29 protein-coding genes and 1 tRNA gene are annotated in these 25,606 nt (G+C 68.1%); 17 read left to right on the forward strand and 13 right to left on the reverse strand.

Annotated features, from left to right (window positions below; genetic code table 11):
• Positions 1–3 precede the first annotated feature (3 nt).
• The 4 genes from ABD770_RS13915 to ABD770_RS13930 are packed head-to-tail and all read right to left on the reverse strand — an operon-like array spanning position 4 to position 1,925.
• On the reverse strand, positions 4–312 hold the full coding sequence (locus ABD770_RS13915) for a hypothetical protein (protein WP_344820275.1): 309 nt from the start codon (positions 310–312) through the stop codon (positions 4–6).
• A 1-nt stretch (position 313) separates the two neighbouring features.
• Entirely contained in the window at positions 314–919 is a 606-nt protein-coding gene (locus ABD770_RS13920) for a hypothetical protein (RefSeq protein WP_344820276.1), read from the reverse strand.
• The gene (locus ABD770_RS13925; protein WP_344820277.1) at positions 916–1,227 is read right to left on the reverse strand and encodes a hypothetical protein; all 312 of its coding nucleotides are present in this window, start codon (positions 1,225–1,227) and stop codon (positions 916–918) included. Before ABD770_RS13925 ends, ABD770_RS13920 begins: the two co-directional genes overlap by 4 nt.
• Entirely contained in the window at positions 1,224–1,925 is a 702-nt protein-coding gene (locus ABD770_RS13930) for a hypothetical protein (protein WP_344820279.1), read from the reverse strand. The genes ABD770_RS13925 and ABD770_RS13930 overlap by 4 nt, the downstream gene beginning before the upstream one ends.
• A 179-nt stretch (positions 1,926–2,104) precedes the next feature.
• Between ABD770_RS13930 and ABD770_RS13935 the strand changes: the two genes are divergently transcribed.
• Entirely contained in the window at positions 2,105–2,440 is a 336-nt protein-coding gene (locus ABD770_RS13935; RefSeq protein WP_344820280.1) for a hypothetical protein, read from the forward strand.
• Between the two features lie 5 nt (positions 2,441–2,445).
• On the opposite strand, the gene ABD770_RS13940 is transcribed toward ABD770_RS13935, so the two are convergent.
• Positions 2,446–2,673 (reverse strand): helix-turn-helix domain-containing protein, encoded by a 228-nt coding sequence (locus tag ABD770_RS13940; protein ID WP_344820281.1) that lies wholly within the window; start codon positions 2,671–2,673, stop codon positions 2,446–2,448.
• Between the two features lie 164 nt (positions 2,674–2,837).
• On the opposite strand from ABD770_RS13940, the gene ABD770_RS13945 reads away from it, so the two are divergent.
• The 7 genes from ABD770_RS13945 to ABD770_RS13975 all read left to right on the forward strand — a co-directional run bounded on the left by ABD770_RS13945 (position 2,838) and on the right by ABD770_RS13975 (position 10,925).
• Positions 2,838–3,131 carry a helix-turn-helix domain-containing protein gene (locus tag ABD770_RS13945; RefSeq protein WP_344820282.1) on the forward strand — a complete coding sequence of 98 codons (294 nt, stop codon included), beginning with the start codon at positions 2,838–2,840 and terminating at the stop codon, positions 3,129–3,131.
• 196 nt (positions 3,132–3,327) lie between these two features.
• The gene (aceE, locus tag ABD770_RS13950) at positions 3,328–6,054 is read left to right on the forward strand and encodes a pyruvate dehydrogenase (acetyl-transferring), homodimeric type (protein WP_344820283.1); all 2,727 of its coding nucleotides are present in this window, start codon (positions 3,328–3,330) and stop codon (positions 6,052–6,054) included.
• Between the two features lie 28 nt (positions 6,055–6,082).
• Positions 6,083–7,276: a PucR family transcriptional regulator gene (locus ABD770_RS13955; RefSeq protein WP_344820284.1), complete on the forward strand. Its 1,194-nt coding sequence runs from the start codon at positions 6,083–6,085 to the stop codon at positions 7,274–7,276.
• A 106-nt stretch (positions 7,277–7,382) separates the two neighbouring features.
• Entirely contained in the window at positions 7,383–8,303 is a 921-nt protein-coding gene (locus ABD770_RS13960; RefSeq protein ID WP_344820285.1) for an ACP S-malonyltransferase, read from the forward strand.
• Entirely contained in the window at positions 8,300–9,298 is a 999-nt protein-coding gene (locus ABD770_RS13965) for a beta-ketoacyl-ACP synthase III (RefSeq protein ID WP_344820286.1), read from the forward strand. The genes ABD770_RS13960 and ABD770_RS13965 overlap by 4 nt, the downstream gene beginning before the upstream one ends.
• Before the next feature lie 61 nt (positions 9,299–9,359).
• Positions 9,360–9,608: an acyl carrier protein gene (locus tag ABD770_RS13970; RefSeq protein WP_087130211.1), complete on the forward strand. Its 249-nt coding sequence runs from the start codon at positions 9,360–9,362 to the stop codon at positions 9,606–9,608.
• A gap of 81 nt (positions 9,609–9,689) precedes the next feature.
• On the forward strand, positions 9,690–10,925 hold the full coding sequence (locus ABD770_RS13975; protein ID WP_344820287.1) for a beta-ketoacyl-[acyl-carrier-protein] synthase family protein: 1,236 nt from the start codon (positions 9,690–9,692) through the stop codon (positions 10,923–10,925).
• Positions 10,926–11,089: 164 nt separating this feature from the next.
• Here the strand turns inward: ABD770_RS13975 and ABD770_RS13980 are convergent, their stop codons facing one another.
• Together ABD770_RS13980 and ABD770_RS13985 are read right to left on the reverse strand one after the other, a co-directional pair.
• The gene (locus ABD770_RS13980) at positions 11,090–11,593 is read right to left on the reverse strand and encodes a DUF3145 domain-containing protein (RefSeq protein WP_344820288.1); all 504 of its coding nucleotides are present in this window, start codon (positions 11,591–11,593) and stop codon (positions 11,090–11,092) included.
• Between the two features lie 171 nt (positions 11,594–11,764).
• Positions 11,765–12,529, reverse strand: a complete 765-nt coding sequence (locus tag ABD770_RS13985; RefSeq protein ID WP_344820289.1) for a sulfite exporter TauE/SafE family protein — start codon at positions 12,527–12,529, stop codon at positions 11,765–11,767.
• A 65-nt stretch (positions 12,530–12,594) separates the two neighbouring features.
• On the opposite strand from ABD770_RS13985, the gene ABD770_RS13990 reads away from it, so the two are divergent.
• Genes ABD770_RS13990 through ABD770_RS14010 form a run of 5 tightly spaced genes read left to right on the forward strand, consistent with a single transcriptional unit; the run spans position 12,595 to position 16,593 of the window.
• Complete coding sequence (locus tag ABD770_RS13990) at positions 12,595–13,299, forward strand: GntR family transcriptional regulator (RefSeq protein WP_344820290.1); 705 nt, start codon at positions 12,595–12,597, stop codon at positions 13,297–13,299.
• Entirely contained in the window at positions 13,280–13,948 is a 669-nt protein-coding gene (locus ABD770_RS13995; protein WP_344820291.1) for a cyclase family protein, read from the forward strand. The genes ABD770_RS13990 and ABD770_RS13995 overlap by 20 nt, the downstream gene beginning before the upstream one ends.
• Before the next feature lie 2 nt (positions 13,949–13,950).
• Positions 13,951–14,823, forward strand: a complete 873-nt coding sequence (locus ABD770_RS14000; protein ID WP_344820292.1) for a fumarylacetoacetate hydrolase family protein — start codon at positions 13,951–13,953, stop codon at positions 14,821–14,823.
• 40 nt (positions 14,824–14,863) lie between these two features.
• The gene (locus ABD770_RS14005) at positions 14,864–16,168 is read left to right on the forward strand and encodes an MFS transporter (RefSeq protein ID WP_344820293.1); all 1,305 of its coding nucleotides are present in this window, start codon (positions 14,864–14,866) and stop codon (positions 16,166–16,168) included.
• Positions 16,169–16,185: 17 nt separating this feature from the next.
• Complete coding sequence (locus ABD770_RS14010) at positions 16,186–16,593, forward strand: RidA family protein (protein ID WP_344820294.1); 408 nt, start codon at positions 16,186–16,188, stop codon at positions 16,591–16,593.
• 80 nt (positions 16,594–16,673) lie between these two features.
• Here ABD770_RS14010 and ABD770_RS14015 read toward each other — a convergent pair whose 3' ends face one another.
• Positions 16,674–17,447, reverse strand: coding sequence for a hypothetical protein (locus ABD770_RS14015; RefSeq protein WP_344820446.1), 774 nt, complete (start codon positions 17,445–17,447; stop codon positions 16,674–16,676).
• A 175-nt stretch (positions 17,448–17,622) separates the two neighbouring features.
• Here ABD770_RS14015 and ABD770_RS14020 point away from each other — a divergent pair, with 175 nt between their 5' ends.
• From ABD770_RS14020 to ABD770_RS14030, 3 genes are all read left to right on the forward strand, one after another.
• On the forward strand, positions 17,623–19,620 hold the full coding sequence (locus tag ABD770_RS14020; protein ID WP_344820447.1) for a DUF262 domain-containing protein: 1,998 nt from the start codon (positions 17,623–17,625) through the stop codon (positions 19,618–19,620).
• Between the two features lie 26 nt (positions 19,621–19,646).
• A complete protein-coding gene (locus ABD770_RS14025) occupies positions 19,647–20,873 on the forward strand; it encodes an alpha/beta fold hydrolase (RefSeq protein WP_344820295.1) in 1,227 nt (408 codons plus the stop codon).
• Positions 20,874–20,914: 41 nt separating this feature from the next.
• Positions 20,915–20,988, forward strand: a tRNA-Ile gene (locus ABD770_RS14030).
• 7 nt (positions 20,989–20,995) lie between these two features.
• Here the strand turns inward: ABD770_RS14030 and ABD770_RS14035 are convergent.
• Entirely contained in the window at positions 20,996–21,532 is a 537-nt protein-coding gene (locus tag ABD770_RS14035; protein WP_344820296.1) for a gamma carbonic anhydrase family protein, read from the reverse strand.
• 172 nt (positions 21,533–21,704) lie between these two features.
• On the opposite strand from ABD770_RS14035, the gene ABD770_RS14040 reads away from it, so the two are divergent.
• Complete coding sequence (locus ABD770_RS14040; RefSeq protein WP_344820298.1) at positions 21,705–22,190, forward strand: Dps family protein; 486 nt, start codon at positions 21,705–21,707, stop codon at positions 22,188–22,190.
• A gap of 42 nt (positions 22,191–22,232) precedes the next feature.
• On the opposite strand, the gene ABD770_RS14045 is transcribed toward ABD770_RS14040, so the two are convergent.
• Genes ABD770_RS14045 through ABD770_RS14060 form a run of 4 tightly spaced genes read right to left on the reverse strand, consistent with a single transcriptional unit; the run spans position 22,233 to position 25,588 of the window.
• Positions 22,233–23,717 carry an amidohydrolase gene (locus ABD770_RS14045; protein WP_344820299.1) on the reverse strand — a complete coding sequence of 495 codons (1,485 nt, stop codon included), beginning with the start codon at positions 23,715–23,717 and terminating at the stop codon, positions 22,233–22,235.
• Positions 23,714–24,073, reverse strand: coding sequence for a hypothetical protein (locus ABD770_RS14050; RefSeq protein ID WP_344820300.1), 360 nt, complete (start codon positions 24,071–24,073; stop codon positions 23,714–23,716). Before ABD770_RS14050 ends, ABD770_RS14045 begins: the two co-directional genes overlap by 4 nt.
• 29 nt (positions 24,074–24,102) lie before the next feature.
• Positions 24,103–25,101, reverse strand: a complete 999-nt coding sequence (locus ABD770_RS14055) for an Fpg/Nei family DNA glycosylase (protein WP_344820301.1) — start codon at positions 25,099–25,101, stop codon at positions 24,103–24,105.
• 1 nt (position 25,102) lies between these two features.
• The gene (locus ABD770_RS14060; protein WP_344820302.1) at positions 25,103–25,588 is read right to left on the reverse strand and encodes a ribose-5-phosphate isomerase; all 486 of its coding nucleotides are present in this window, start codon (positions 25,586–25,588) and stop codon (positions 25,103–25,105) included.
• Positions 25,589–25,606: the final 18 nt, after the last annotated feature.

The following is a 25,606-nucleotide window of genomic DNA, read 5'->3' on the forward strand; positions in this document are numbered from 1 at the left end:
GGATCAGCCTTCGACTTCCGGAAGGTCCAGCTGCTCCATACCAGTGCGCGCCTTCAGCGCCGCGTCCCGCAGCTTCACCGCGGCGGCGATCGCCTCCGGCGTGTGCAGGGGCTCGATGCTGAACGTCTCGACCACCGGGTACGTCTCCCCCGCGATCGCCTTCGACACGACCTCGTCCAGTCGGTACGTCACGATCGCGACGATCGGGGCCGCGTCCTGAGCGTTCTCGATCAGGTCTTCCTCGAGACCGTAGAAGCCGTTGCGCTCCTCCGGCGGATTCCCCCGCTTGAACGCCGTCGCCTTGATCTCCATGTCAGATCCCCATTCCTGCGGGCGACCGCCCGCTGTCCACCGGCCACGCGACCCTCGCGTGAGCCGCCTCCTGCTTCGCCGTGTAGGGCATCCGCAGCCCCAGGCGGTGCGCGCCAGCCGCGGCCAGCGCGACGGCATCCGCCACGTTGTGATCGGGCACGTTCGCGCCCGGCACCATCGCCTGCACCGACGTGAGCACCAGACGCTTCCGCACCGTCGACGTCGTGCCACGCGGGACGGGGTCGGAGTGCGCGAGCACCTGCCGTGATGTCGGTGCGACGAGCACCACCGGGCCACGCGCCATCAGCTGGTCGATGAGCATCCACCGCAGCCCCGCCCGCTCATCAGCCAGGGGCGTGTACTTGGATCCCATCGACGGGCCCTCCACGACCGACAGGGCGAGCCGTGCCGGGACGAAAGCGAGGATCTCGGTCAGCATCAGCCGGATGCGGCCCCGATTCGTCTCGGCTGACTCGACCTCCGGCTTCACGCCCCGGCCCCGCCACGTGTCCCACGAGGGCTCCGGGAAGTCCGTCCCCGGGTGCCACGACACCAGCGCGACGCCGGACACCGTCAGCGACGGGTCGACACCCAGCACGGCGGTCACAGCGTCGCCCCGAAGATCAGCGCGCCGAGCGCGGTCACACCGGTGATCGTCGCCACCAGACCCCACCCCGAGAACACGATCCGGGAGCCAGGCAGCAATGCCGGGACCGGCCCGGTCATCGCGTCCACCGGAGGGAACGGCGGGTCCGTCACGACCTCCTCGATCGCGAACACCTTCCCGTCGTCGAACTCGTCGACGACGTCGGCGGCGTCGGTGAAGTCATCGACCAGTCGCCGACGCCCGCCCAGGTGCGGGACACCCTCACGGGTTTCGAGTACGACAGCGACCGGTGTCGTCTCGGCGTTCACAGCGCACCCCTGATGGATGCGAGGCCCGCCTGCGACGACGGCTCCGAGACGACCAGTTGCACGGCGCCTGTAATCGACGGGTGCGTGACCGGCATATCCACGTGCGTGCCCCCACCGTCCACACCGCGGAACCGGTACCGCTCGTTGACGTCATCGACACGGCACGTCTCCACCAGGCCCATGTGCTCGACCCGCCAGAACTGGCCGGGCTCGGCCTCGTGCCACGGCTTGGGCACCGGGTGCGCGAGCAGGAAGTCACGCGCCGCGCGCTGCATCGCGGTGGGGCGGGTGATGTCGAGCACCCGGTCGTTGAGGTGGTCCGCCACGAACGTGTCTTCGTCGACCACCTTCACCGTGCGTCGACCATCCCGGCCCGCCGGACCCTCGACGCAGACCATGTGCGGATCAGCCGGTGACCGCCACCACCCACGCTCTTCGTCGCGCAGCATCTCGAAGAACTCGGCAGCGTCGAACGCCGCCTCACGCGACAAGTAGCCGCGCTTCTGACCGATCGAGATCGACCCGTCCTCGTACTGCGTCACCGTCCGGCCACTCTTGGCCACCATCGTTTTCACCATCAGGATCCCCATCCCTCGAAACGTCAGCGCCGAGCCCGGCGCCCACTGCATGACCACGCGAACACCGCGCAGAAGATCGTGGCGAGCAGCAGAACACCGTTCGCCCTCATCGACACCCACACGACGACGAGGCACAGCACGGTCAGCAAGAGCGACGCGTACTGGATGACGACTAGGGCCGATCCGGTGCGCAGGGGCTGATCCCCATCAGTCCCCTGCGCACGGACGCGGAACTCCCCAGTCCGCTGCCCGGGCTCCCCAACCCGGGAGATCATCGCCCCCTCGGTAGGCTCAGCCACATGGCCCGCTACCTCGAACTCCACGGCGGCACGAACGATGTCGCCGTCAAGGGCACGAACTTCCGTCAGAAGCACGTCCCCCCGGTCGGCACGTACTGGTTCGTGCTCGAAGCCGAACCCCTCAACCGCGCGGATCCGAACGCCGTGCAGGTGGTGGCGAAGAAGCCAGTCGGCTACCTTCCGGCTGGCATCGCGCCAGCGTGGAGTCCGCTGTGCCAGAGCATCGGCCGGCGACGCTTTACCGTCGAGGGTGAAGTCCGACTCACCCCGGATGGTCGCGCCCGCTGGGTTCTGCTGTGGCTTCCTGACCCGGAAGCCGTGGCGAGTCTCCTGTAGCGAGATCACGATGCAGCCTCGCTGTGCTCCGTGTGCTTCGCCGCTTCACGGAGTCGCTTCGAGATGATCGCGACGATGTCTGCTTCACGGAAGACATACGCGCCCCGCTGGCCGGGCATCTTCTGGGCCGGGTACTCGCCGCGCTCGGCCTTCCGCTGCACAGTGCGCGGATGCTCGATGAGCAGACTGGCGGCCTGATTCGTAGAAATCAGCTTCTGTCGGTTTTTCGGCATGTGTTGAGACTAGCGGGAAGTCGAATATCCGCAAGTGTCGGTTCCCCGACATGTCTGGCTTATGACGCTTTCTGCCGCATAATCTCGCTATTGCGGTATCTCCAAAGTTGTCGTAGCATCGACACATGTCGACCTAGGGAGGTCGCCGACCGGCAGGGGGAATCATGAGCAAGCACGCAATCGAACAGACGCCCGCGTACGAGAACCCGTTTCACTCGGGAGACCGCATCCGCAAGGCGCGCGAGCACATCGGTCAGGACCGGCAGACGTTCGCGGCGACGGTTGGACTGCACCGCGACACCCTGGCTAAGTACGAAGACGGCGGCAAGGCGAAGCGGTCTGCGCTGATCAGCATCGCGTGGGCGACGGGGACGCGTCTTGAGTGGCTCGAAGACGGCGTACTGCCCTGGCTGGCGACGGACGCACCCGGGCCTGAAGTGCCTACACCAGCGGTGTAAACGTGGCGCTCTACCAGCTGAGCTAAAGGCCCCAGGCCTCCGAGTCTACCGGGGCGGGGCGCTGCCCCGAATGCGGCACGGCGATCGTGAACGGATATAGGCTGAGCACAGGACGTGCTGTGCCGAGCTGACAAGGCTCCCCCACGTCGCATCCCGTTTCCTTGGCAAGACCTGCCAGTAAGACGAAAGGCTCCACGTGACTGTTCACGATCAGGATCCGTACTCCCAGGGCCCGCTCGACAGCGATCCGGAGGAGACCGGCGAGTGGCAGCAGTCGCTCGACGAGCTCGTCGATGCGAAGGGCCACGGCCGCGGGCGAGAGATCATGCTCAGCCTGCTCAAGCGCTCGAAGGATCTGCACCTCGGCGTCCCGATGGTCCCGACCACCGACTACATCAACACGATCGCCCCCGAGAACGAACCCGAGTTCGGCGGCGACGAGGAGATCGAGCGCCGCTACCGGCACTGGATCCGATGGAACGCCGCCATCACCGTGCACCGCGCGCAGCGCCCCGGCATCGGCGTCGGCGGGCACATCTCCACCTACGCCGGCGCGGCCTCGCTGTACGAGGTCGGCTTCAACCACTTCTTCCGCGGCCAGGACGCCCCCGGCGGCGGCGACCAGATCTTCATCCAGGGCCACGCCTCCCCGGGCATCTACGCCCGCTCCTTCCTCGAGGGCCGGCTGACCGAGGCCGACATGGACGGATTCCGTCAGGAGAAGTCCCACCTCGGGCATGCTCTTCCGTCGTACCCGCACCCGCGCTCGATGCCGGACTACTGGCAGTTCCCGACCGTGTCGATGGGCATCGGCCCGATCAACGCGATCTATCAGGCCCAGGCCAACAAGTACCTCGCCAACCGCGGCATCAAGGACACCGGTGACCAGCACGTCTGGGCCTTCCTCGGCGACGGCGAGATGGACGAGGTCGAGAGCCGTGGTCAGCTGCAGGTGGCCGCCAACGAGGGTCTGGACAACCTGACCTTCGTCATCAACTGCAACCTGCAGCGCCTGGACGGCCCGGTCCGCGGCAACGGCAAGATCATCCAGGAGCTGGAGTCGTTCTTCCGCGGCGCGGGCTGGAACGTCATCAAGGTGATCTGGGGCCGTGAGTGGGACGACCTGCTCGCCCGCGACACCGAGGGCGCGCTGCTGAACATCATGAACACCACCCCCGACGGGGACTACCAGACGTACAAGGCCGAGTCCGGCGCGTACATCCGCGAGCACTTCTTCGGCAAGGACGAGCGCGCCGCCGCCCTCGTCAAGGACTACACCGACGAGCAGATCTGGCAGCTGCGGCGTGGCGGTCATGACTACCGCAAGGTGTACGCCGCATACAAGGCCGCATTGGAGCACAAGGGCCAGCCCACCGTCATCCTCGCCAAGACCGTCAAGGGCTATGGCCTGGGTCCGCACTTCGAGGGACGCAACGCGACCCATCAGATGAAGAAGATGACGCTGGACAACCTCAAGACGTTCCGTGACACCATGCAGATCCCCATCACGGACGCGCAGCTCGAGGCCGACCCCTACCTGCCGCCGTACTACCACCCCGGCGAGAACGATGAGACCATCCAGTACATGCTGGAGCGCCGCCGGGCCCTGGGCGGCTTCATCCCGGAGCGCCGGACCGCGCACACCTCGATCACCCTGCCCGAGGATTCCGCCTACGCCCTGGCGAAGAAGGGGTCCGGCACGCAGGAGATCGCCACGACCATGGCGTTCGTGCGGCTGCTGAAGGATCTGCTGCGCTCCAAGGACTTCGGCAACCGCATCGTGCCGATCATCCCCGACGAGGCGCGCACCTTCGGCATCGACGCGTACTTCCCCACCGCGAAGATCTACAACCCGAACGGTCAGCATTACACCTCCGTCGATCGCGAGCTGCTTCTGGCGTACAAGGAGAGCCCGCAGGGCCAGATCGTGCACGTCGGCATCAACGAGGCCGGTGCCGTGGCCGCGTTCACCGCCGCGGCGACCTCGTACTCCACGCAGGGCGAGCCCCTCATCCCGATCTACATCTTCTACTCGATGTTCGGCTACCAGCGCACGGGCGATGCACTGTGGGCGGCGGGCGACCAGATGTCCCGCGGCTTCGTGATCGGAGCGACGGCCGGGCGCACCACGCTGACCGGCGAGGGCCTGCAGCACGCCGACGGCCACTCCCCGCTGCTGGCGTCCACCAACCCCGGCACCGTCGCCTACGACCCCGCGTACGGGTACGAGATCGCACACATCGTGCGCTCGGGTCTGGAGCGGATGTACGGCGGTCAGCATCCGGACCCGAACGTCATGTACTACATCACGGTGTACAACGAGCCTCTGGTCCAGCCGGCCGAGCCCGAGGACGTCGACGTGGACGGCATCGTCCGCGGCCTGCACCGCATCTCGGCGGGCACCGGCGAAGGCCCCAAGGCCCAGCTGTTCGCCTCCGGCGTCGGCGTTCCCTGGGCTCTGGAGGCCCAGGCGCTGCTGCGCAAGGACTGGGGCGTGAACGCCGACGTGTGGTCGGTCACCTCCTGGGGCGAGCTGCGCCACGACGGACTCGCGGCCGACGAGCACAACTTCCTGCACCCGGAGGAGGAGCCGCGCACGGCCTACCTGACGCAGAAGCTGCAGGGCGCCGAGGGTCCGGTCATCGCGGTCAGCGACTTCATGCGCGCCGTGCAGGACCAGATCCGTCCCTGGGTGCCGAACCCGTACTACACGCTGGGCGCGGACGGTTTCGGATTCTCCGACACGCGTGCTGCCGCACGTCGCTTCTTCAAGATCGACGGCCCGTCCATGGCTGTCCGCACCCTGCAGGCGCTGGCCGATCAGGGCGAGGTCGATCGCTCCTCGGTCGCCGAGGCCATCCGCAAGTACTCGCTGCACGATGTGAACGCGGGTGCCAGCGGGAACGCGGGTGGTGAGAGCTGAGCCTGTGACAGGATCCTCGAAACCGGTGATGGACAAGACCGCGACCCTGGCCTGGCTGCGCCGGATATCCGGCGACATCGCCACGGTGACCATCAAGCGTCTCGAGGACACGCTGCCCTGGTACGCCGACATGCCGCCGGCCCGACGCTCCGCCGTCGGGCTGGTGGCGCAGGCCGGCATCACCTCGTTCATCCAGTGGTACGAGGACCCGACCTCGACCCCGTGGATCGCGGCGGACATCTTCGCGACAGCCCCGCGCGAGCTGCTGCGCAGCGTCAGCCTGCAGCAGACGCTGCAGCTGATCCGAGTGACCGTCGAGGTCACGGAGGAGCGCGTCGCCGGTCGCGGCGACGAGCTGCGCGAGGCGATCCTGCTGTACTCCCGTGACGTCGCCTTCGCGGCGGCCGACGTGTACGCCCGCGCGGCGGAGGCCCGCGGCCTCTGGGATGCCAGGCTCGAGGCGCTCGTCGTGGACTCCATCCTCACCGGCGAGGCTGACGAGGAGCTCCCCAGCCGCATCGCGGCGCTGGGCTGGCACGGCCATGGCGAGGTGTGCGTGCTGGTCGGCACGACCCCGCCGCAGTTCGACGTCGACCAGGTGCGCCGCACGGCGCGCAGGCTCTCGGTCGACGTGCTCATCGGCGTGCAGGGGTCCCGTCTCGTACTCGTCATCGGCCGTGCCCGGGTGCCGGGCAAGGAGTCCGACGACACGGACGCGCTTCCTTTCCCCGAGATCGCCCAGCGGCTCGAACCGTCGTTCGGCGCCGGGCACATCGTCCTCGGTCCGCCCGTCGCAGCCCTTGTGGACGCCGGTCAGAGCGCCAGGGCGGCGCTCGCCGGCTTCGCCGTCGCGCGGGCATGGCGCGGTGCTCCGCGGCCTGTCGAAGCCGACGATCTGCTGCCCGAGCGCGCACTCGCCGGCGACACGCTGGCCAAGCACACCCTCATCGAACGGATCTTCCGCCCTCTGCAGACGCACTCCCCCGACCTCGTCACCACGCTGTGGAGCTACCTCGACAACGGCCGCTCGCTGGAGGCCACCGCGCGGGAGCTGTTCGTGCACCCCAACACGGTGCGGTACCGGCTCAAGCGCGTCAGCGAGGTCATCGGATGGGACGCGACAGGCCCCCGTGAGGCGCTGATCCTGCAGACCGCGCTCATCCTCGGCTCGATCGGCACGACGGATCCGGTTCGTCGCCGGCCCGTGGCGCGCCGCCGCTGAGTCTCCCGCACCGCCACGCGATCACTGTGCGCCACGCACAAACGGATCCAGGATTCTTGTGATGATCCATCCACCGTGCCGCGGGAATCATTGGCAAGATGGATGAGTGATCGTCGTCGCCTGCCCTGGACAGGGCTCTCAGACCCCCGGTTTCCTCGCACCCTGGCTCGAGTTGGACGGCGTCGCCGAGCAGCTCGCGGCCTACTCGGAAGCCGCGGAGGTCGATCTGGTCCTGCACGGCACCCGGTCGGATGCCGACACCATCCGCGACACGCGTATCGCCCAGCCGCTCATCGTCGCCGCGTCGATGATCGCGGGCGGACAGCTCGTGCTGCGCGCGGGTCGACACCCCGACGGTCTCGCGGGGCACTCGGTCGGTGAGCTCGCAGCCCTGGCGGCGGCGGGCGTCATCCCCGGCCTCGACGCGATGCGGCTGGTCGGCATCCGCGGTCGGGCGATGGCGGATGCTGCGGCCCACGCCGCCACCGGCATGAGCGCCGTCCTCGGTGGCGACGCCGATGCGGTGCTGGCGCTGCTCGATGAGCTCGGCCTCGCACCCGCCAACTACAACGTCGCCGGGCAGGTCGTGGCAGCCGGTGCGCTGGAGGGGCTCGCGAAGCTCGCGGAGAGCGCACCTCGCGGAGTCCGCGTCATGCCGCTGCAGGTCGCCGGTGCGTTCCACACTTCATACATGGCCGCAGCCGTGGACACGCTCCGCGCGGCCGTCGACGACCTCACCCCGCATGATCCGACCCTCACGCTCTGGTCGAACCGCGACGGCGCCGTCGTGACCGACGGGCGCGATGCACTGGACCGCATCGTCACGCAGGTGTCCTCGCCCGTGCGCTGGGACCGGTGCATGGACTCCATGAAGGATGCCGGCATCACCGGCTTCATCGAGGTCGCTCCCGCAGGCGCCCTCGTCGGCCTCGCCAAGCGCGGGCTGAAGGGCGTCCCCACCGTCGCCGTGAAGACCCCGGACGATCTCGACGCAGCCGCAGCGCTGCTGAACGGAGAAGCAGCATGACCATGCTCAAGCAGGCGACCGGCGCCGCCCACACCCGGCTCTACGCGGTCGGGGCGGCTCGCGGAGAGAAAGCGGTCCCCAACGACGATCTGATCGGACCGATCGACTCCAGCGACGAGTGGATCCGTCAGCGCACCGGCATCATCACACGCACCCGTGCAGTACCCGAGACCACCGCGATCGACCTCTCCTCGGCTGCAGCCGCAGAGGCCGTGGAGCGCTCCGCTGTCGATCCGGCCGACATCGACCTCGTCATCGTGGCGACCATCAGCAATCCCAAGCAGACGCCCTCGGTGTCGGCGATCGTCGCCGACCGGATCGGCGCGAACCCGGCCGCGGCGTACGACATCAATGCGGCCTGCGCCGGCTACGCGTACGCCGTCGCGCAGGCCGACGCCCTCATCCGTGCGGGGGCGGCGCACTACGCCGTCGTGATCGGAGCCGAGAAGCTGTCCGACATCGTCGACCCGACCGACCGCAGCATCTCGTTCCTGCTCGGAGACGGTGCGGGCGCCGTCGTCATCGGTCCCAGCGAGACACCCGGGATCTCCGCCACGGTGTGGGGCTCCGACGGCTCCAAGGCGGACCTCGTGGGCATGAACCACACACTCACCGAGTTCCGCGACGGCAAAGCCCCCTGGCCGACCCTCCGCCAGGAGGGTCCGAGCGTGTTCCGCTGGGCCGTGTGGGAGATGGCCAAGGTCGCCAAGGAGGCGCTCGATCGCGCCGGCATCGAGGCATCCGACCTCGCCGCCTTCATCCCGCATCAGGCGAACCTGCGGATCGTGGAGCAGTTCGCCAAGCAGCTGAAGCTCCCCGAGACCACCGTCATCGCCCGCGACATCGAGACGACGGGCAACACGTCGGCCGCCTCCATCCCTCTGGCCACCCACCGTCTGCTCGAAGAGCACCCCGAGCTCAGCGGCGGTCTGGCGCTGCAGATCGGCTTCGGCGCAGGGCTCGTCTTCGGCGCGCAGGTCGTGGTGCTCCCCTGAGGGGAGCGCCTTCCCTAGACTGTTCACCGGTTCGAAACCATTCCGAGAAAGAGGAAACACCATGGCTCTCACCAACGACGAGGTCCTCGCAGGTCTTGCTGAGCTGGTCACCGACGAGACCGGCATCGACGCTTCCGAGGTCGCGATGGAGAAGTCGTTCACCGACGACCTCGACATCGACTCCATCTCGATGATGACGATCGTCGTCAACGCCGAGGAGAAGTTCGGCGTCACCATCCCCGACGACGAGGTCAAGAACCTCAAGACCGTCGCCGACGCCGTCAACTTCATCGTCGCCGGCCAGGAGTGATCCCGCGGATGCCACCCCCGTTCCGCACGGGGCGTGGCATCCTCCTTCCCTGAACCACACCCATCCTCACGAAGGACCTTCATGACCAAGCGCATCGTCGTCACCGGTATCGGCGCCACGTCCGCTCTGGGCGGTACGGCCCCCGACAACTGGGCCGCGCTGCTCGCGGGGACGTCCGGCACTCGCACGCTGCAGCACGACTGGGTCGAGAAGTACCAGCTCCCCGTCCGTTTCGCCGCAGAGGCGATGGTCCGTCCGGAGGAGGTGCTCCCCCGCCACGAGGCGAAGCGGCTCGACCCGTCGACGCAGTTCGCACTCATCGCGGCCCGTGAGGCCTGGGAGGATGCCGGCTCCCCCGACGTGGCCCCCGAGCGCCTCGGCGTGGACTGGGCGACCGGGATCGGCGGCGTGTGGACGCTGCTGGATGCCTGGGACACCCTGCGGGAGAAGGGCCCCCGGCGCGTCATGCCGCTGACGGTGCCGATGCTCATGCCCAACGCGGGTGCGGGGAACCTCTCCCTGCACTTCCACGCGAAGGCCTTCGCCCGCACGGTCGTCAGTGCCTGCGCTTCCAGCACCGAGTCGATCGCCAACGCCTACGAGCACCTGCAGGACGGTCTGGCCGACGTGGTCATCGCCGGTGGTGCGGAGTCCGCGATCCATCCGATCACGATAGCCTCGTTCTCCTCAGCGCAGGCGCTCTCCCGTCGCAACGACGATCCCGCGACGGCATCGCGTCCCGGTGCCATCGACCGTGACGGCTTCGTCATGGGCGAAGGCGGTGCGGCACTGGTGCTGGAGACCGAGGAGCACGCGAAGGCCCGCGGCGCGAGGATCTACGCGTACCTCGCCGGCGGCGGCGTCTCGGCCGACTCGTACCACATCACGGGGAACGACCCGGAGGGCGCCGGAGCGGCGCGCGCCGTCGAAGCGGCCCTCGCGCAGGCGGGTGCCGCACCGCACGAGGTGTCGCACATCAACGCGCATGCCACATCCACCCCGGTGGGCGACCCCAACGAGTTCGAGGCCCTCCAGCGCGTCTTCGGCGACCGCATCACCGAGATCCCCGTGTCGGCGACCAAGGCGTCGACCGGCCATCTGCTCGGCGGCACCGGTGCGCTCGAGGCGGTGTACACGGTCCTGGCCCTGCGCGACCGCGTCGCCCCTCCGACCATCAACATGACCGAGCCGGACCCGGCCGTGCCGTTCAGGCTGTCGACGTCTCCGCAGCCTCTGGGCGACGGCGACCTGCTGGCCATCAGCAACTCGTTCGGCTTCGGCGGGCACAACGCCGTCGTCGCGTTCCGCAGCGCCTGACATCGCCTCCCGGTCATCCCGGGCAGGACGAAGCCCCCTGCTTCCCCGCAGGGGGCTTCTGTCTTCGGCGGAGGATTCGCCTTCCCCGCGTCCGGGACGATTCACCGGATGCCGGTACCGGGGCCTCCTCCGCGTGTCTTCTCCGCCATGCGCCGACCCGGGCCTCAGCCGACCTTGTGCAGCCAGACCACCCGCACGTCGTCCCCCGCATGCCGGAACGGCTCGAGCTCCTCGTCCCAGGCTGCGCCGAGCGCGATGTCGAGTTCGCGCTGCAACTCGTCGACGTTCCCTGCGGCGATCTCCATCGCATAGCGGATGCGGTCCTCGCCGATCACGACGTTGCCCACGGTGTCCGTCTGCGCGTAGTGGATGCCGAGGTCGGGCGTGTGCAGCCAGCGTCCGCCGTCATTGCCGGGGCTGGGGTCCTCGGAGACCTCGAAGCGCAGATGCTCCCATCCGCGGATGGCCGTCGCTATCGCCGACCCGCTGCCGACCGGGCCGTCCCAGGCGAACTCGGCTCGGCGCGTGCCGGGTTGCACCGGCTGATCGATCCAGTCGAAGCTCACCGCACGACCGATGGCGCGCCCCACCGCCCATTCGAGGTGCGGGCAGAGCGCGCGTGGTGCGGAGTGGATGTACACCACTCCGCGTGCGTATCCCGTCGCCATGATCTCTCCGTTTCATCAGGTGCGTCTTCCCCTACGACCTGATCCGAGGATCCTGCTCCGACGAGCACGGTGAACTATGCGGTTGTACGGCGATTATCACTCAGATTCCACGGAATGACAAGCACGCGACGAGACTCACCAGGGGGAACGAGCCGTTGACCACGCCTGGCCTCAACCGCCGATCGGGTTGAATGCGAGATACGCCATGACCACGGCGACGAGCGTTCCGAACACCGCGATGAAGATGCGGAAGACCCGGGCGGGCAGCCTCCTCGCGAGCCGGTAGCCGACGAGCGCACCGAGCACGGCACCGATGCCGACCCAGAGAGCCCAGGTCCACGCGACGTGGCTGAACGCGGCGAAGTAGATCGCCGCGACCACGTTCACCAGGCACTGGAGCAGGTTCTTCAGCGCGTTCTGCACCTGCATGTCCTCCGCGAGGTACAGACCGAGCACCGCGAGCAGGATCACTCCTTGTGCCGCGGAGAAGTATCCCCCGTACACGGATGCCGCGAACACCGCGCAGAGCAGAGGCAGCCAACGGGTGCCGTGCGAGGGGTTGACGGCATCGATGATCCGGCGTTGGAAGAAGACGAGCAGGGCCGCGCCGAGTATGAGCACCGGCACGACGAATTGGAACAGAGCCGGAGGCAGGACGGTGAGCAGCGTCGCGCCGATCATGGCGCCCGCCGCGGACGCCGCGCCGAGTCGGAGCAAGAGCGGTCGTATCGTCCGCAGTTCCCTTCGGTACGCCCAGGCTCCGGCGACGGAGCCCGGCACGAGTCCGACCGTGTTGGCGATGTTCGCGGACACCGGAGGCAGACCGAGCAGCACCATCGCCGGGTAACTGATCAACGATCCCGAACCGATGACGGTATTGATGACACCGGCACCGAATCCCGCAGCGACGAGCGCGAGTGCTGAGGCCAGGGACATTCGTCCTCCTCTGTTCGGAAAGCCTACCCTTGACGATGTGGTATACCACGAATACCATGCATACCATGAAGATATCGGCGGGCCTGTACCGCAACGGACTCAGCGCATCGGATTCGGTCTATCTGCAGCTCCGAGATGCTCTGATCCATGGCGAGTTCCCCCCTGGCGCGGTCCTGAGCGAGCGCCGGCTGAGCGAGAAGTACACGGTGAGCCGCACTCCCGTGCGGGAGGCGCTTCGGAAGCTGCAGGACGACGGGCTCGTGCAGGCATCGGGCCGGAATCAGATCGTCAGCGTTCTCTCACAGAAGGAGGCGCGCGATGTGTATCGGGCCCGGAGCGCCTTCGAGGCCCTCGCTGCCAGCCTCGCCGCCGAGCGCATGCGAGACGGGTATCTCGCACCGGTTCAGATCCAAGAGCTCAAACGGCTCGCCCAGGAGGTGGATGCCGCAGCAGCGGAGGGGGACGCACGCCTCGCCGCCCTCCAGAACCTGCGGTTCCACAAAGCGGTCGCCGAGATGGGCGACAACTGGGTCGTCATCGACGCGCTGAACCGCGTGTGGGACCGTATCGCGGTCGCGAGTCTCAGCAACCTCACCGACCAGGCCTGGGACAGCGAGGTTCATCGCCATCACGAGAGCATCATCAGGGCCATCAGCGATGGCGACCCGGTTCTCGCCGCGGGGCGGATGCGGAATCACATCGACCGAGCCGCGACCGTCTACATCACCCACGAGACAGAGGAGGACTACGGTGCATCGTCAACCGATTGATCTGAGCGTGCCGATCGGGCCGGACACCTTCGGGCCGCCATCGACGAATCAGCAGCTTCAGATGGAGCATCATCACAAGGGCCCCGGATTCTGGCAGGTCACGCACGTCAGTCACAGTGTGCACACGGGCACTCACTTCGACACCCCGTGGCACGTGTACGAAGACGGCGCGAAGACCAGCGATGTCTCCCTGAACGACGTCTGCGGACGTGCCGCGCTGTTCGAGCTCACCAAGGGGCCGGGGGAGGCCGTCACGGAGGACGATCTCGGGCGAACCGACCCGGGACTCCAACCGGGACAGCTCGCGGTGCTGCACACCGGCTGGTCGGATGAGATGTGGGGGAAGTTCCCCGACTACTACACGCAGTCGCCCTGGCTGCACGAGTCGGCCGCGCACTGGCTGGCCGCGCGGAAGCCGAAGGCGATCGTCTTCGACTTCTTCGAGGAGTACTGCGCGAGGCAGCCCGACTTCACCTCCGAGGAGTTCATCGTCCACCGGATTCTGCTGGGCGCGGGCGTCTTCCTCATCGAGCAGGGCACGAACTTCCACCTTCTCAGGGGGAAGAACGCCTTCCTGTACCCCGCCTTCTACAAGCTGCAGCAGAGTGACGGGGCTCCTGCTCGGCTGTTCGCCCTCACAGAGGACTGACCATGCGACTGGCGACCATCAGCCAAGATGGGCAGCCGACGGCAGCGCTCGTCACGGATCACGGTGTCGCACCGGTCTCGGCGCTTCGCGGGAGAGACGCTGCGCACACCGTGCGGGACATCATCCGGCATCCTTTGCAGGATGCCGAGGTCCGACTTCTCTCAGCGCAGGCACGGGAGCTCGGGGACATCGAGTGGCTGCCCCCGGTCATCCCCCCGAAGAACATCTTCTGCGTGGGGAAGAACTACTTGGAGCATGTGCGAGAGGGCGCGAAGGCGGAAGGCGTCCCCGCGAAAGTGCCCGAGCATCCGATCTGGTTCACGAAGGCGCACACCGCGCTGACCGGTCATCGACAGCCGATCCTCCTCGATCACGATCTGACGGACCACCTCGATTACGAGGCCGAGCTCGCCGTGGTGATCGGCAGACCGACCTTCCGGGTGAGCGTCGAGGACGCACTGTCGCATGTCTTCGGATACACACTGCTCAACGACATCACCGCACGGAACATTCAGCAGCAGCGGAATCAGTGGTTCCTGGGCAAGTCTGCGAACACGTATGCGCCGTGCGGACCATGGATCGTGACCGCCGATGAGGTTCCCGATCCTCAGAAGCTCCGCATCACGAGCGCGGTCAACGGCGAGGAGCGGCAGAACGGCGTCACTCGAGACATGCTGTTCTCCGTCGCCGAGCTCATCAGCGATCTCTCCCGGTCGATCACCCTCGAACCCGGAGACATCATCGCCACAGGAACCCCTCAAGGAGTGGCGTGGGGCATGGACGCCCCACGATACCTCGAAGTCGGCGACAACGTCAGCGTTGACATCGTCGGCCTCGGGCAGCTCCAAAACCCAGTGGTGGCCGCGACTCGGTGAGTCGGGTCGCGCAACCCCACGAACACAAGGATGTGACAATATGCATGCGCAAACGTCGTCCGCAAACAAGTCCGATGGGACGCTGGTCGACAAGAACACCCTCGTCATCCTCGGCATATTCACCGTTCTGATCATCGGATACGTGATCAACGCCATCGACCGCACCTCCTTCCCGGTGTTCATCTCGGACATCCTGCACGAGTACGGTTTCGGGCTCAGCGACGCGGGATTCATCTCGACGATCTCGTACCTCGGGATGGGGCTGACCGGCTTCCCGGTCGGGTACCTGCTGCACCGGTACTCGAAGAAGCATCTGTTCAACATCGGTCTGTTCATCTTCTCGGCAGGCACGCTGCTGACCATCTGGTCGGTGCAGTACTGGGACATGGCCGCGTATCGCGTGCTGAGCGGCATCGGAGAGTCGTTGCAGCTGACCGCGCTGTTCGCCATCGCGGGCGTCATGTTCAGCCGTTACCGCGGTGCGGCCATGGGCGCGGTCAACTCGGCCTTCGCGATCGGATCCTTCGTCGGTCCGTACCTCGGCGGGGTGATGCTCGAGGCGAGCGGTGCCTGGCGAGTGCCGATGATCGTCTTCGCCGTGGTGGGCTTCGTCGCCTTCATCGGGACGTTGCTCCTGCCGAAGCGGATCATCGACGGGCACCTCCACCTCGAGGACGAGTCGGCCAAGGTCATCGGGGGCGCCGACAGTCTGTGGAACCACAACACGTACCTCCTCATCCCGGCGACCGCCCTCGGAGGCCTCGTGACATTCGGATTCCTCGGCATGTACCCCACGTTCCTGCGCGAGCACCTCGGTTACGAGGCCCTCTCGGCCGGCTTCATCTTCAGCCTGTCAGGGCTGGGATCGCTCGCTTCTCTCATCGGCGGCTATCTCGGTGACTGGTTCAACATGCGATGGGTCCTGGTGGCCTCGAATGTGGCGACCGCGGTGATCGGATTCCTGATGTTCCTCGGGCCGACGGACCCGATCAGCCAGGGCATCTTCTCCTTCGCCCTCGGCGTGACCTTCAGCGGAGTCGTATACGTGAACCTCGTCAGCGGGTTCGTGAAGTCCCTCAATCAGAGGCTCTCGGGGCTCGCCTCAGGACTGTTCATGACCAGCATGTATGTTCCTGCGGCCTTCGCGGGATACATCATCGGCGCCATGGCCTCCAGCTGGGGCTGGGCTGCGGCCGGCAGCATCCAGACGGGCGTCTTCTCGATCGTCGCGGCCGTGATCTGCCTGTTCCTCAAGCCGGAGCTCTTCAGCCGCCACCGCACGGACGACGCCGGGGAGGACGCCTCCGACGAGGCCGGACGCAGTTCGAGCGTCATCGTCGGATAGCACTCAGGAGGATGACCATGAAGAACTTCCATACGATCGGGGCGGATCCGGACGAGATGCCGTTCAGTCCCGCGGTCTCCGTCAGCGGAACGACCGTCTACCTCTCAGGAGCCACCGCTTTCCCACTGGTGCACAAGCATCCGCACGACGAGGACGAGCTTCGCGTCCCGACGAGCATGAAGGAGCAGACGACCGCTTGTCTGAAGAACCTCCAGACCGCTCTCGAGACGGCGGGAGGCACGATCCTCGACATCGTCAAAGTCACGATCTTCAACACGGACATGGATGCCCAGGACGAGGTCAACGAGGCCTACACGGAGTTCTTCGGCAGTCACCGCCCGTGCAGATCGCATGTCGGGGTGGATCGACTGGTGGGAACCGAGCTGAAGATCGAGATCGAGGCGATCGCCGTGCTCGATACCTGATCAGCGGGACCAGCCGCCCGATAGCCACCTCCGGTGGCGGCCCCGACCCGATCATCGGGGCCGCCACCGGAGATCGGCGTTCAGGCCTCGCTCATGGCGAGCTTGGCCTGCTGGCCCTTGGCCGCGTAGTAGGCCGCGCGCGCGGCATCCTTACGAGCCTGCTCGGCGTAACCGTGCTCGAGAACGTCCTGGGCGACCTCGACCTGCGTGTGCTTGTTCGTCCCGTTGTACTTCTCGATGTACGCGTCCAGCTCCGGCCCGGAGGTCCACGAGGTGATGAGGTTGTACCGCGGCTCCGTCCCGAGGTGGGTCGTCGCGTGCCACAGCCGCTGCGTGTCGATGATCAGCTGTGCTCCGGCGGGAAGCGCGATGCGCACCTCGCCCTTGGGGTCGGTGCGGTTCTCACGCAGCACGAAGAAGCTGTCCTTGTCGTCGGTGAGGTTGAAGAACCCGCGCACGACCCAGCCGGTGCCATCGGGGTTGAGACGGTTGTTGTCATCCTGGTGCAGGTTGTAGAGGCAGTCGCCGTAGGGCGTCGGCTGCAGCTCGATCACCCGACAGCGCCCGACGTTCGCGCCCGGCTCCTGCGCCCGGCGGGCGAGGGTGGGGGCCTTCTCCACCTGCGAGTCGATCCAGACGCCGTCCTTGTCGGTGCGCGGCGGCTTGTGGTTCCAGAAGCCGTTGCACTCGATGTCGCCCTTGGCGCTCGCCAGCGGGGCGAAGCGGGTGTCGCCGGAGGACTTCCAGTCGACGTACTCGAGGTCCAACCACTCCTTGGGGTCGAGCTCCTGGGCGTAGCGGTCGAGAACGACGAATCCGGTTTCCTCGAGGGCTTCGGACTTGATGTATCCCATGATCCGAGTCATGTCCTTTCGTAGCGGACCAGCACGTTTTTACAGGTCCTACTGAGGCAAGCCTACATCGGGGTCCTGGGCGATTCCGGGAGCGGGAACAGGGCGCGGATCCCCGCGACTAGACTTCACTGCGGCGGCGATCGACCGCCGCGCCGATGGGAGGATTCACGCAGTGATGGCAACGGCGACCAATGTCGAAGCGACCGCAACGGGCACCGTCGAATGGCTCGCCGATCCCACGACGAACATCGTCGTCCCCGTGTACCAGCGTCAGTACCGCTGGGACATCGGCGCGTGCGAGAAGCTCCTCTCCGACGTGCGGTCCGTCGCCGGTGAAGAAGACGATCATCGGCACTTCATCGGGTCGATCCTCTCCGCCGAGGACGCTGACGGCGGCGACCTGGTCCTCATCGACGGTCAACAGCGGGTGACGACGATCATGCTGCTCATCGCTGCCCTCCACCACGCCGTGCGCGAGCAGGATCCCGCCCTGGCCTCCGAGCTGGAGCGCGTCCTGGTGCGCGCGGACGATCCGACCCGCACGAAGCTGCGCCCGCATCACGCATGGGCCGAGCTGTACGAGTCCGTCGTCCTGGACCGCCGGGACGACGCCGACCGCGAATCCCGGTTCGACGACAACTACGCGTTCTTCCGCAGTCAGGTGCACGCCGACGAGGCCGCACGGATCTGGCGGGGTCTGCAGCGCCTGGAGCACGTCTCGATCACGCTGGGGGCGGCGGCCAACGCCCAGCAGATCTTCGAGAGTCTGAACTCCACCGGTCAGCCGCTGCGCGATCACGAACTGATCCACAACTACATCCTGATGGGCCTCTCGCACACCGAGCAGCTCCGCATCGAGGAGGAGTTCTGGCTGCCGATCGAACGGAGCACCGGCGAGACCATCGGTGCGTTCTGGCGCCATTATCTGGTGATGACGACCGGACGCGAGATCGACGCGGACGGCGAGCACGGGGTCTACGCGGCGTTCCGGGCGTCCTTCCCGAGGCTGAGCGCCCAGCAGCTGCGCGCGGACGCCGCCGCCTGGCGAGACGCCGCCGAGATCTACAGCACACTGCTCGACCCCCGCCGAGAGGCCGATGCCGTCATCCGTCTGCAGCTGCAGCATGTGAACGCCTTCGGACGCGCCGCCTACCCCCTCGTGATGAGCGCATACCGCGACCACCGCCGGGGCGCGATCAGCCGCGACGAGCTCATCGAAGTGCTGGAGTGGGTGCAGTCGCTGTTCCTGCGTCGCGCCATCGTCGGCCTTCCGACCCACCGGCTGATCGCCCGGCTGTGCCGGGCCCGGGCGATCGGTCGCGATGAGCTCATGCGGGCGATCGCGCGCATCACCCCCTCCGATGAACGCGTCAGCGCCGTGCTCAAGTACGGCGAGCTCCCCCACCCCGCCTACGTGCTGGGCAGGATCGAGGGCATCGAGGACGCCGCGGGCTTCGATGTGGAGAGCATCGTCCCCGCATCGCCCGGGGACGGCTGGAGCGGCGATGGTGTCCGCCCCTGGCGCGACTACAGCGAGGACGAGCAGAACAGCCACCGCGCGCTGGCGCCCACGCTGGGCAATCTCACGCTGCTGGAGCAGGATCTGGCGGAGCGGGTGTTCGGGGCGTCCTTCCCGGACAAGCGCTCCCAGGCATATGCGCGCAGCGAGATCGCCGAGAACCGCGAGCTCGCGCGCGTCGACGCCTGGAGCACGGCGGCGATCTCCGCACGGACGGTGCGGCTGACGGCCGACGTGGTGCGCATCTGGGCGCGCCCCGACGTCGGCGAGATCGACGACGACGGGCTGACCCCCGTGCTGGACGCCGTGCGTCGGCGCGGCTGGCCGGCGGGCTGGGATCGGGAGTTCGACTACTGCGAGTACCGCGGCGAGCACTGGGAGGTGAAGGACGTCAGGGCGCTGTTCAATCGCGTGTTCCGGCGCGCCTGGACCGACGATCGCCCCGCCGCGCTGGCCTACAGCGCCCGCCACGGCGGCCCGCTCTACGAGTCGATGGCCTGGAAGGGGCACTGGGACACGCTCGCGGAGGGCTGCCATCTCTACATGGGGTGGGACTCGAACTACATGATGACCGCACTCCAGGGGGTGCTGGAGGAGTCCGGCATCGCCGCAGAGGTGTTCGTGAAGTACTCCTACATCGGGAACGTGATGTGATACCGGCGAAGACGACGATCCGGCGCATGCAGTCCCTCACCGTCGAGGAGCACACGCTCACGGTGCCGCTGGTGTGGGACGATCCCGCCGACACCCGCACGATCGACGTGTTCGCCGCTGTCGTCTCCCGCGAGGGTGGAACGAACCTGCCGTACCTGCTGTTCCTGCAGGGTGGACCGGGGCATGAGGCGCCGCGTGCGTTCCAGAGCCCGACCTCGCCGACATGGCTGGACACCGCCCTGCGCGACCACCGGGTCGTGATGCTCGACCAGCGCGGCACCGGTCGCTCCACGCCCATCGGCGATCGCGATCTGGACCGGGGATCGGATGCCGTCGCCGAGCGCCTCACGCATCTGCGCGCCGACTCGATCGTGCGTGATGCGGAAGCGCTGCGCGAGCATCTGGGCGCTGCGACGTGGAACGTGCTCGGACAGTCCTTCGGCGGCTTCACCACGCTCGCGTATCTGTCGACGGATGCCGCGTCGCTGGACCGCGTGTACCTCACCGGTGGGCTCAGCACGATCGAGCGGACACCCGACGAAGTGTACGCGCTGTGCTATTCCAAGATGCGTGACGCCTCAGAGCGCTACTACCGACGCTTCCCCGAGCACCGTGACCGGATGCGCCGCCTGGTCGACCTCGCGGCATCCGGCGGCATCGTGCTGCCGGACGGCGAGGTCGTCTCGCCCTCTCGGCTGCGGTCGGTCGGTTCGGCGCTCGGCACGAACGACGGCTGGCAGACGGTCTGGTCGCTGCTGGAGCTGGATCCGGACTCCAACGCCTTCCGCCACGATCTCGCCGACGCCATGCCGTTCGGCGGCCGCAACCCGCTGTACTTCGCGTTCCACGAGTCCAGCTACGCCTCCGGACACGCCACTCGCTGGTCGGCCGAGCGCGTCGAGCCCGCCGACTTCGCCCAGGACACGTCGCTGTTCACCGGGGAGCATGTGCGCCGGGAGTGGATGGAGACGGTGCCGGCGCTCCGCCCGTGGCGCGATGTGACGCTGACGCTCGCCGAACACCCTTGGCCGAAGATCTACGACCGCGCCGCGCTCGAGGCATCGGATGCCCGGGGAGCCGCAGCCGTCTACGTCAATGACGTGTACGTGCCGCTGGAGTTCTCCTTGGAGACCGCTCGGCTGCTACCCGGTGTGACGCCGTGGGTGACGAGCGAGTACGAGCACAACGGCCTGCGCGCCGGACCCGTGCTGGGGCGTCTGGTCGATCTCGCGCACGGACGACTCGTGCGTTGAGATGTCATCGGGAAGCGCCACCCGCTAGGCTGATGCTCTACGGGGCGGTGGCCAAGCTGGTGAAGGCAGTGGGCTCATAACCCAACGACCGCGGGTTCAAGTCCCGCCCGCCCCACCGTCGATCAGAGCGTCTGCGCGGCCTCGTGCGCACCGATGTGCCCGAGGTAGATCTCGGCGTTCTCGATGAGGCCCGCCCGCTCCTCGTCCGTCAGCGCCCGACGCACCTTGGCGGGCACGCCCGCCACCAGCGACCCGTCCGGAACCTCGGTACCTCCCAGCACGACAGCGCCCCCGGCCACGAGACAACCCCGGCCGATCACCGCACCGCTGAGCACGACGGCACCCATCCCGATGAGGGATCCGTCGCCGATGGTGCAGCCGTGCACGACCGCATTGTGCCCGATCGAGACGCGCTCGCCGATTCGCACGCCGTGCCCGCTGTCGACGTGCACGGACACGTTGTCCTGCACATTGCTGCCGGCGCCCAGCAGGATGGGAGCCGAGTCCCCGCGCAGCACAGCGTTGTACCAGACGCTCGAACGCGGTCCCAGTGCGACGTCGCCGACGATGCGCGCCCCGTCGGCGACGAAGGCGTCCTCGGCGACGGAGGGGGACATGCCGGGGAGGGCGATGACGGATGCCGTCTGTGCGATGCTCATACGGCCGAGACTACCGCCCGGCCAGCGGGATCGCGGGCAGCGGGATCGAAGGCATCCGCGACATGGTTAGCGTTGCCTTCGCTTGCTTGCGGAATGTCCTGCGCGCAGTAGCGTTGACACAAGCGGACCCGCTGCACAGGCAGATCCGGCTGAGCACACACCGGAGGTTTTCATGAGCAAGGCACAGACCGTTCCCGCCACCGCCGTCGACCCGACCGTCGCCGCCGCGACGGCGCAGTTCCTCTCCCCCGTCGTCCTGGGGCTGGAGGCCCTCACCGTGAACGGCAAGCAGGCGCACTGGCACGTGCGCGGTGCGAACTTCGTGGGCGTGCACGAGTTGCTGGACACGATCGTCGCGCATGCCGCCGACTTCGCAGACGCCGCCGCAGAGCGCATCGTCGCTCTCGGACTGCCCGTCGACTCCCGTATCGACACCATCGCGGACAAGGTCGGCGCCACCGCCGTCCCCGCCGGCTTCGCGCAGTCCGACGAGCTCGTCCGCGCCGTCATCTCCGACCTTGACGCAATCATCGCGGATGTGAAGGCCGCCGTCGAGGGCCTCGACGCCGTCGACCTGACCAGTCAGGACGTCGCGATCGAGATCCAGCGTGGTCTCGAGAAGGACCGCTGGTTCCTCGTCTCGCACATCGCCGCCTGATCCGCGCCCGGGGCGCCTTCGCGGCGCCCCGCCTCACGGCCGTCATCCCCCGACATGCGTGATGCGCCCGCCGAGCACGGTCGCGACGACCGGCATCCGGCGCAGCGTGTCGGGGTCCGCCGTATGCGGGCTCGCACCGCACAGCACGAGGTCCGCGACGGCGCCCACTGCGACGGATGCCGAGCCATGCCTGCTGGAGGCCCGCAGCGCCGCGTCGACCGAGATACGCTCCTCCGGATGCCAGGGCTCGCGCCGGTCGTCGCTGCGGTGCACGGCGGCACTGATCGCCTCCCACGGATCCAGCCGCGCCACGGGGGCATCAGAGCCGAACCGCACGGCGATGCCCGCTCCCAGCAGCGTCGCCAGCGGGTAGGCGATCGCCGGCTGATGCCGCCAGAGATCATCGGCCAGATCCCGGTCATCCACGGCATGCACCGGTTGCACACTGGCCGCGATCCCCAGTCGCGCGAAGCGGGCGAGATCCGCGTGCCGCACGAGCTGTGCATGCTCGACGGTCCCGCGCGCCCCTGTGAGCGCGAAGGCGTCCAGCGCGGATGCCACGGCGCGATCGCCGATGGCGTGCACGGCCGCATCGATCCCCGCAGCGGCGGCGCGGAGGAGGAGTTCCCGCAGCCGCGGCTGCTCGATGGTCAGGACACCGAAGTTCCCCGGGTCCGCGGCGTACGCCTGCGTGCAGGCGGCCGTGCGCGTGCCGAGCGAGCCGTCGGTGATGAGCTTGAGCGGTCCGACATGCACGAGGCCCGCTGTGCCGGGCAGCTCGGCGCCGCTGCGCAGACCCTCGTCGACGGCGCGCTGCAGCCCGTCCGGATAGATCGCGAACTCCACCCGGTGGGTATCGAACCCGGCATCCGCTCGGCGCCGCCAGGCGTCGGCGTTCCACGACATGTCGAAGTCGACCAGGCCCGTGATGCCGCGCGCCGCGGCGCGCCGTGCGGCGGCGCGCACCGCGGCGTCGGCCGTGGACGTGTCGGCGGCGTTCAGACGCCGGGAGATCTCGAAGGCGTCCTCCTCCCGCAGCATGCCGTCGTCGTCAGCCCCGTCGAAGCCCTCCCTGCGCAGCGCCGCGGAGTTCAGCCACGCGCTGTGCACATCGGCGTTGATGAGGTAGGCGGGCCGTTCGCCGGTGGTGGAGTCCAGCAGAGCCCGGGTGGGCCGATCCGGCCACAGGCCGTCGCGGAACCCTGCTCCGATGACGCGACCGTCCGGCAGCGGCGCGACGTCCGCCATCATCCGCACCGCCTCGGCGGCGCTCGCGGCGCCGCCGAGCGGCACCCGCTGCGCGTGCAGCGCCCACTGCACGGTGTGCACATGGTGGTCCCACAGCCCGGGGCTCACCCAAGGGCCGTCGCCATCGAGGGCCTCGACCGTCGTTCGCATCACGCCCGCGGGGGCGATGTCGGCGATCCGCCCACCGATGATCAGGATGTCGATGGGGTCCGCCGTGGGCAGCAGCTCCCGGCCCGGCCCCGCGACCCGCACCGTCCGGATCAGCAGGTCCCCCGTCATCGGCGATGCGCCGGCCGGGTCTCATGGGCGCGGCGCGTCTCCGCGGCCGGGCCCGGATTCGCGTACTCCCCTCCGCCATCGAGCTCCGCGGTCACGCTCTCCACCACATCGTCGGGCTTGTTCTGACCGAGCTTGCGCCTGGCGGACACGCGAGAGGGCGTCCTCCGGAACCCCACGGTGCCCGACTCCGGCCGACGATCGTCAGGTCGTCTCGGACGGGGTCCAGCGGCACCGTGTCGTGCGAGACGATCAGACCCGTCGCCCCCCGTCGCGACGGGCGTCGCCCACGGGTTCTGCGAGATGACGCGGCGGATCTCCACGAGATCGGTCATGGCGAAGCTCGGGTTCTGGCGCATGTGACCAGATTAGATGGGTTCCCGCCCCCTCAGCGCTGGCAGGACGGGCACCAGTACAGCTTGCGGGCGCCGATCTCCTCCAGCACGATCTCCGTGCCGCACACGCGACAGGGCAGGCTGGCGCGATGGTACACCCAGTGCCGGTCGTCCCGGTTGGCCATCGCGGCCCGGTACTGCTCGGGCGCGAGGTCATCCATCGTCATCATCTGACCGGTTTCGACGCCGATCGCCAGCAGCCGCTCCCAGTCGCGCCACAGCTCCCGCGCCGTCTCCTCGGGCAGCTGTCGGCCCGGTGTGTGCGGGTTCAGCCGTGCGCGGAAGAGCATCTCCGCCCGGTACACGTTCCCGATCCCGCTGACGACCGCCTGGTCCATCAGCAGCAGCGCGATGGGAGTGGGCTTGCGCAGCACGACCCGCACGAATCGCTCTTCGCCCTCGGCGGGATCGCCGACGAGCGGGTCCGGACCGAGCTTCGCCACGGTCGCCGCCATCTCGTCGGGGGTCTGCAGCGTGCAGGCTGTCGGTCCCCGCAGATCCGCGCAGGTCGACGCCGTCAGCAGCCTCAGGCGCACCTGGCCGACGACGGGCGGCGGCCACTCCGCGCCCTCATCGGCGAGCCCCTTGGTCTGCTCCGACATCCGCACGTGCACGCGCGCTCTCCGGGGCGCCCCGATCGAGGTCAACGAGTTCTCCCCACCGCCGTCGAGGATGGGCTCCGCCAGCTCCGTGCCGCGCTGATTGGTCTGCCCCATCCGGCCGTTGGCGGAGGCGATCGTCGGATCGACGAGGATCTCCCCCGCGAAGTCCCACGCCCCGTACAGTCCCAGATGCACCCGCAGCCAGGTCTCCTCCTCGAACTCGAGGAACATCTGCTTGCCGACGGCCATCGCCTGCACGAGTTCGCGCCCCTCGAGCACCGCGGCGCCCTCGGCGAACCGCCCCTGCGGGCTGGACGCGCTCACTCGCCGCCCGACGAAGTTCCGATCGAACTGCCGCGCGATGCGGTGGACGGAATGCCCCTCGGGCATCTCAGGCGCGCGGGTCCGGGAGCAGCGTGCCGTCCCGCTCGAAATCGGCGATCTGGGCGATGCGTCGCACGTGGCGCTCCTCTCCGGAGAACGGCGTCGCGATGAACGCGTCGATCAGCGACGTCACCTCCTCGAAGGTGTGCTGCCGAGCACCGATCGAGATCACGTTGGCATCGTTGTGCTCCCGTGCGAGCTGCGCCGTCGAGGTGTTCCACACCAGCGCCGCCCGGATGCCGTGCACCTTGTTCGCGGCGATCTGCTCACCGTTCCCGGAGCCGCCGAAGACGACCCCCAGAGCCTCGATGCCGGCAGCCTGGTCGGCCACGACGGCCTGTGCTGCGCGGATGCAGAAGGCCGGGTAGTCGTCCAGAGCGTCGTACGCCACGGGACCGTGGTCGGTCACCTCGTGCCCCGCGGAGCGCAGGTGCTCCTGCAGTCTGGTGGAGAAGTCGAGACCGGCGTGATCGGTGGCGATATGGATGCGCATGGTGCCCATCCTATTTGA

Origin of the sequence: Microbacterium soli, assembly GCF_039539005.1 — a bacterium.
Classification (GTDB): domain Bacteria; phylum Actinomycetota; class Actinomycetes; order Actinomycetales; family Microbacteriaceae; genus Microbacterium; species Microbacterium soli.

Bases quoted from the DNA above. Each gene is read 5' to 3' on its own strand.
- ABD770_RS14010 (WP_344820294.1), top strand. From the start codon at position 16,186: ATGAAGAACTTCCATACGATCGGGGCGGATCCGGACGAGATGCCGTTC.
- ABD770_RS13940 (WP_344820281.1), bottom strand. From the start codon at position 2,673: ATGCCGAAAAACCGACAGAAGCTGATTTCTACGAATCAGGCCGCCAGT.
- ABD770_RS14005 (WP_344820293.1), top strand. From the start codon at position 14,864: ATGCATGCGCAAACGTCGTCCGCAAACAAGTCCGATGGGACGCTGGTC.
- ABD770_RS13955 (WP_344820284.1), top strand. From the start codon at position 6,083: ATGGACAAGACCGCGACCCTGGCCTGGCTGCGCCGGATATCCGGCGAC.
- ABD770_RS13945 (WP_344820282.1), top strand. From the start codon at position 2,838: ATGAGCAAGCACGCAATCGAACAGACGCCCGCGTACGAGAACCCGTTT.
- ABD770_RS14050 (WP_344820300.1), bottom strand. From the start codon at position 24,073: ATGCGCCAGAACCCGAGCTTCGCCATGACCGATCTCGTGGAGATCCGC.
- ABD770_RS13985 (WP_344820289.1), bottom strand. From the start codon at position 12,529: ATGTCCCTGGCCTCAGCACTCGCGCTCGTCGCTGCGGGATTCGGTGCC.
- ABD770_RS13970 (WP_087130211.1), top strand. From the start codon at position 9,360: ATGGCTCTCACCAACGACGAGGTCCTCGCAGGTCTTGCTGAGCTGGTC.
- ABD770_RS14045 (WP_344820299.1), bottom strand. From the start codon at position 23,717: ATGACGGGGGACCTGCTGATCCGGACGGTGCGGGTCGCGGGGCCGGGC.
- ABD770_RS14025 (WP_344820295.1), top strand. From the start codon at position 19,647: ATGCAGTCCCTCACCGTCGAGGAGCACACGCTCACGGTGCCGCTGGTG.
- ABD770_RS13965 (WP_344820286.1), top strand. From the start codon at position 8,300: ATGACCATGCTCAAGCAGGCGACCGGCGCCGCCCACACCCGGCTCTAC.
- ABD770_RS14020 (WP_344820447.1), top strand. From the start codon at position 17,623: ATGGCAACGGCGACCAATGTCGAAGCGACCGCAACGGGCACCGTCGAA.
- ABD770_RS14000 (WP_344820292.1), top strand. From the start codon at position 13,951: ATGCGACTGGCGACCATCAGCCAAGATGGGCAGCCGACGGCAGCGCTC.
- ABD770_RS14060 (WP_344820302.1), bottom strand. From the start codon at position 25,588: ATGCGCATCCATATCGCCACCGATCACGCCGGTCTCGACTTCTCCACC.
- ABD770_RS13990 (WP_344820290.1), top strand. From the start codon at position 12,595: ATGAAGATATCGGCGGGCCTGTACCGCAACGGACTCAGCGCATCGGAT.
- ABD770_RS14055 (WP_344820301.1), bottom strand. From the start codon at position 25,101: ATGCCCGAGGGGCATTCCGTCCACCGCATCGCGCGGCAGTTCGATCGG.
- ABD770_RS14040 (WP_344820298.1), top strand. From the start codon at position 21,705: ATGAGCAAGGCACAGACCGTTCCCGCCACCGCCGTCGACCCGACCGTC.
- ABD770_RS13975 (WP_344820287.1), top strand. From the start codon at position 9,690: ATGACCAAGCGCATCGTCGTCACCGGTATCGGCGCCACGTCCGCTCTG.
- ABD770_RS14015 (WP_344820446.1), bottom strand. From the start codon at position 17,447: ATGGGATACATCAAGTCCGAAGCCCTCGAGGAAACCGGATTCGTCGTT.
- ABD770_RS13915 (WP_344820275.1), bottom strand. From the start codon at position 312: ATGGAGATCAAGGCGACGGCGTTCAAGCGGGGGAATCCGCCGGAGGAG.
- ABD770_RS13980 (WP_344820288.1), bottom strand. From the start codon at position 11,593: ATGGCGACGGGATACGCACGCGGAGTGGTGTACATCCACTCCGCACCA.
- ABD770_RS13935 (WP_344820280.1), top strand. From the start codon at position 2,105: ATGGCCCGCTACCTCGAACTCCACGGCGGCACGAACGATGTCGCCGTC.
- ABD770_RS14035 (WP_344820296.1), bottom strand. From the start codon at position 21,532: ATGAGCATCGCACAGACGGCATCCGTCATCGCCCTCCCCGGCATGTCC.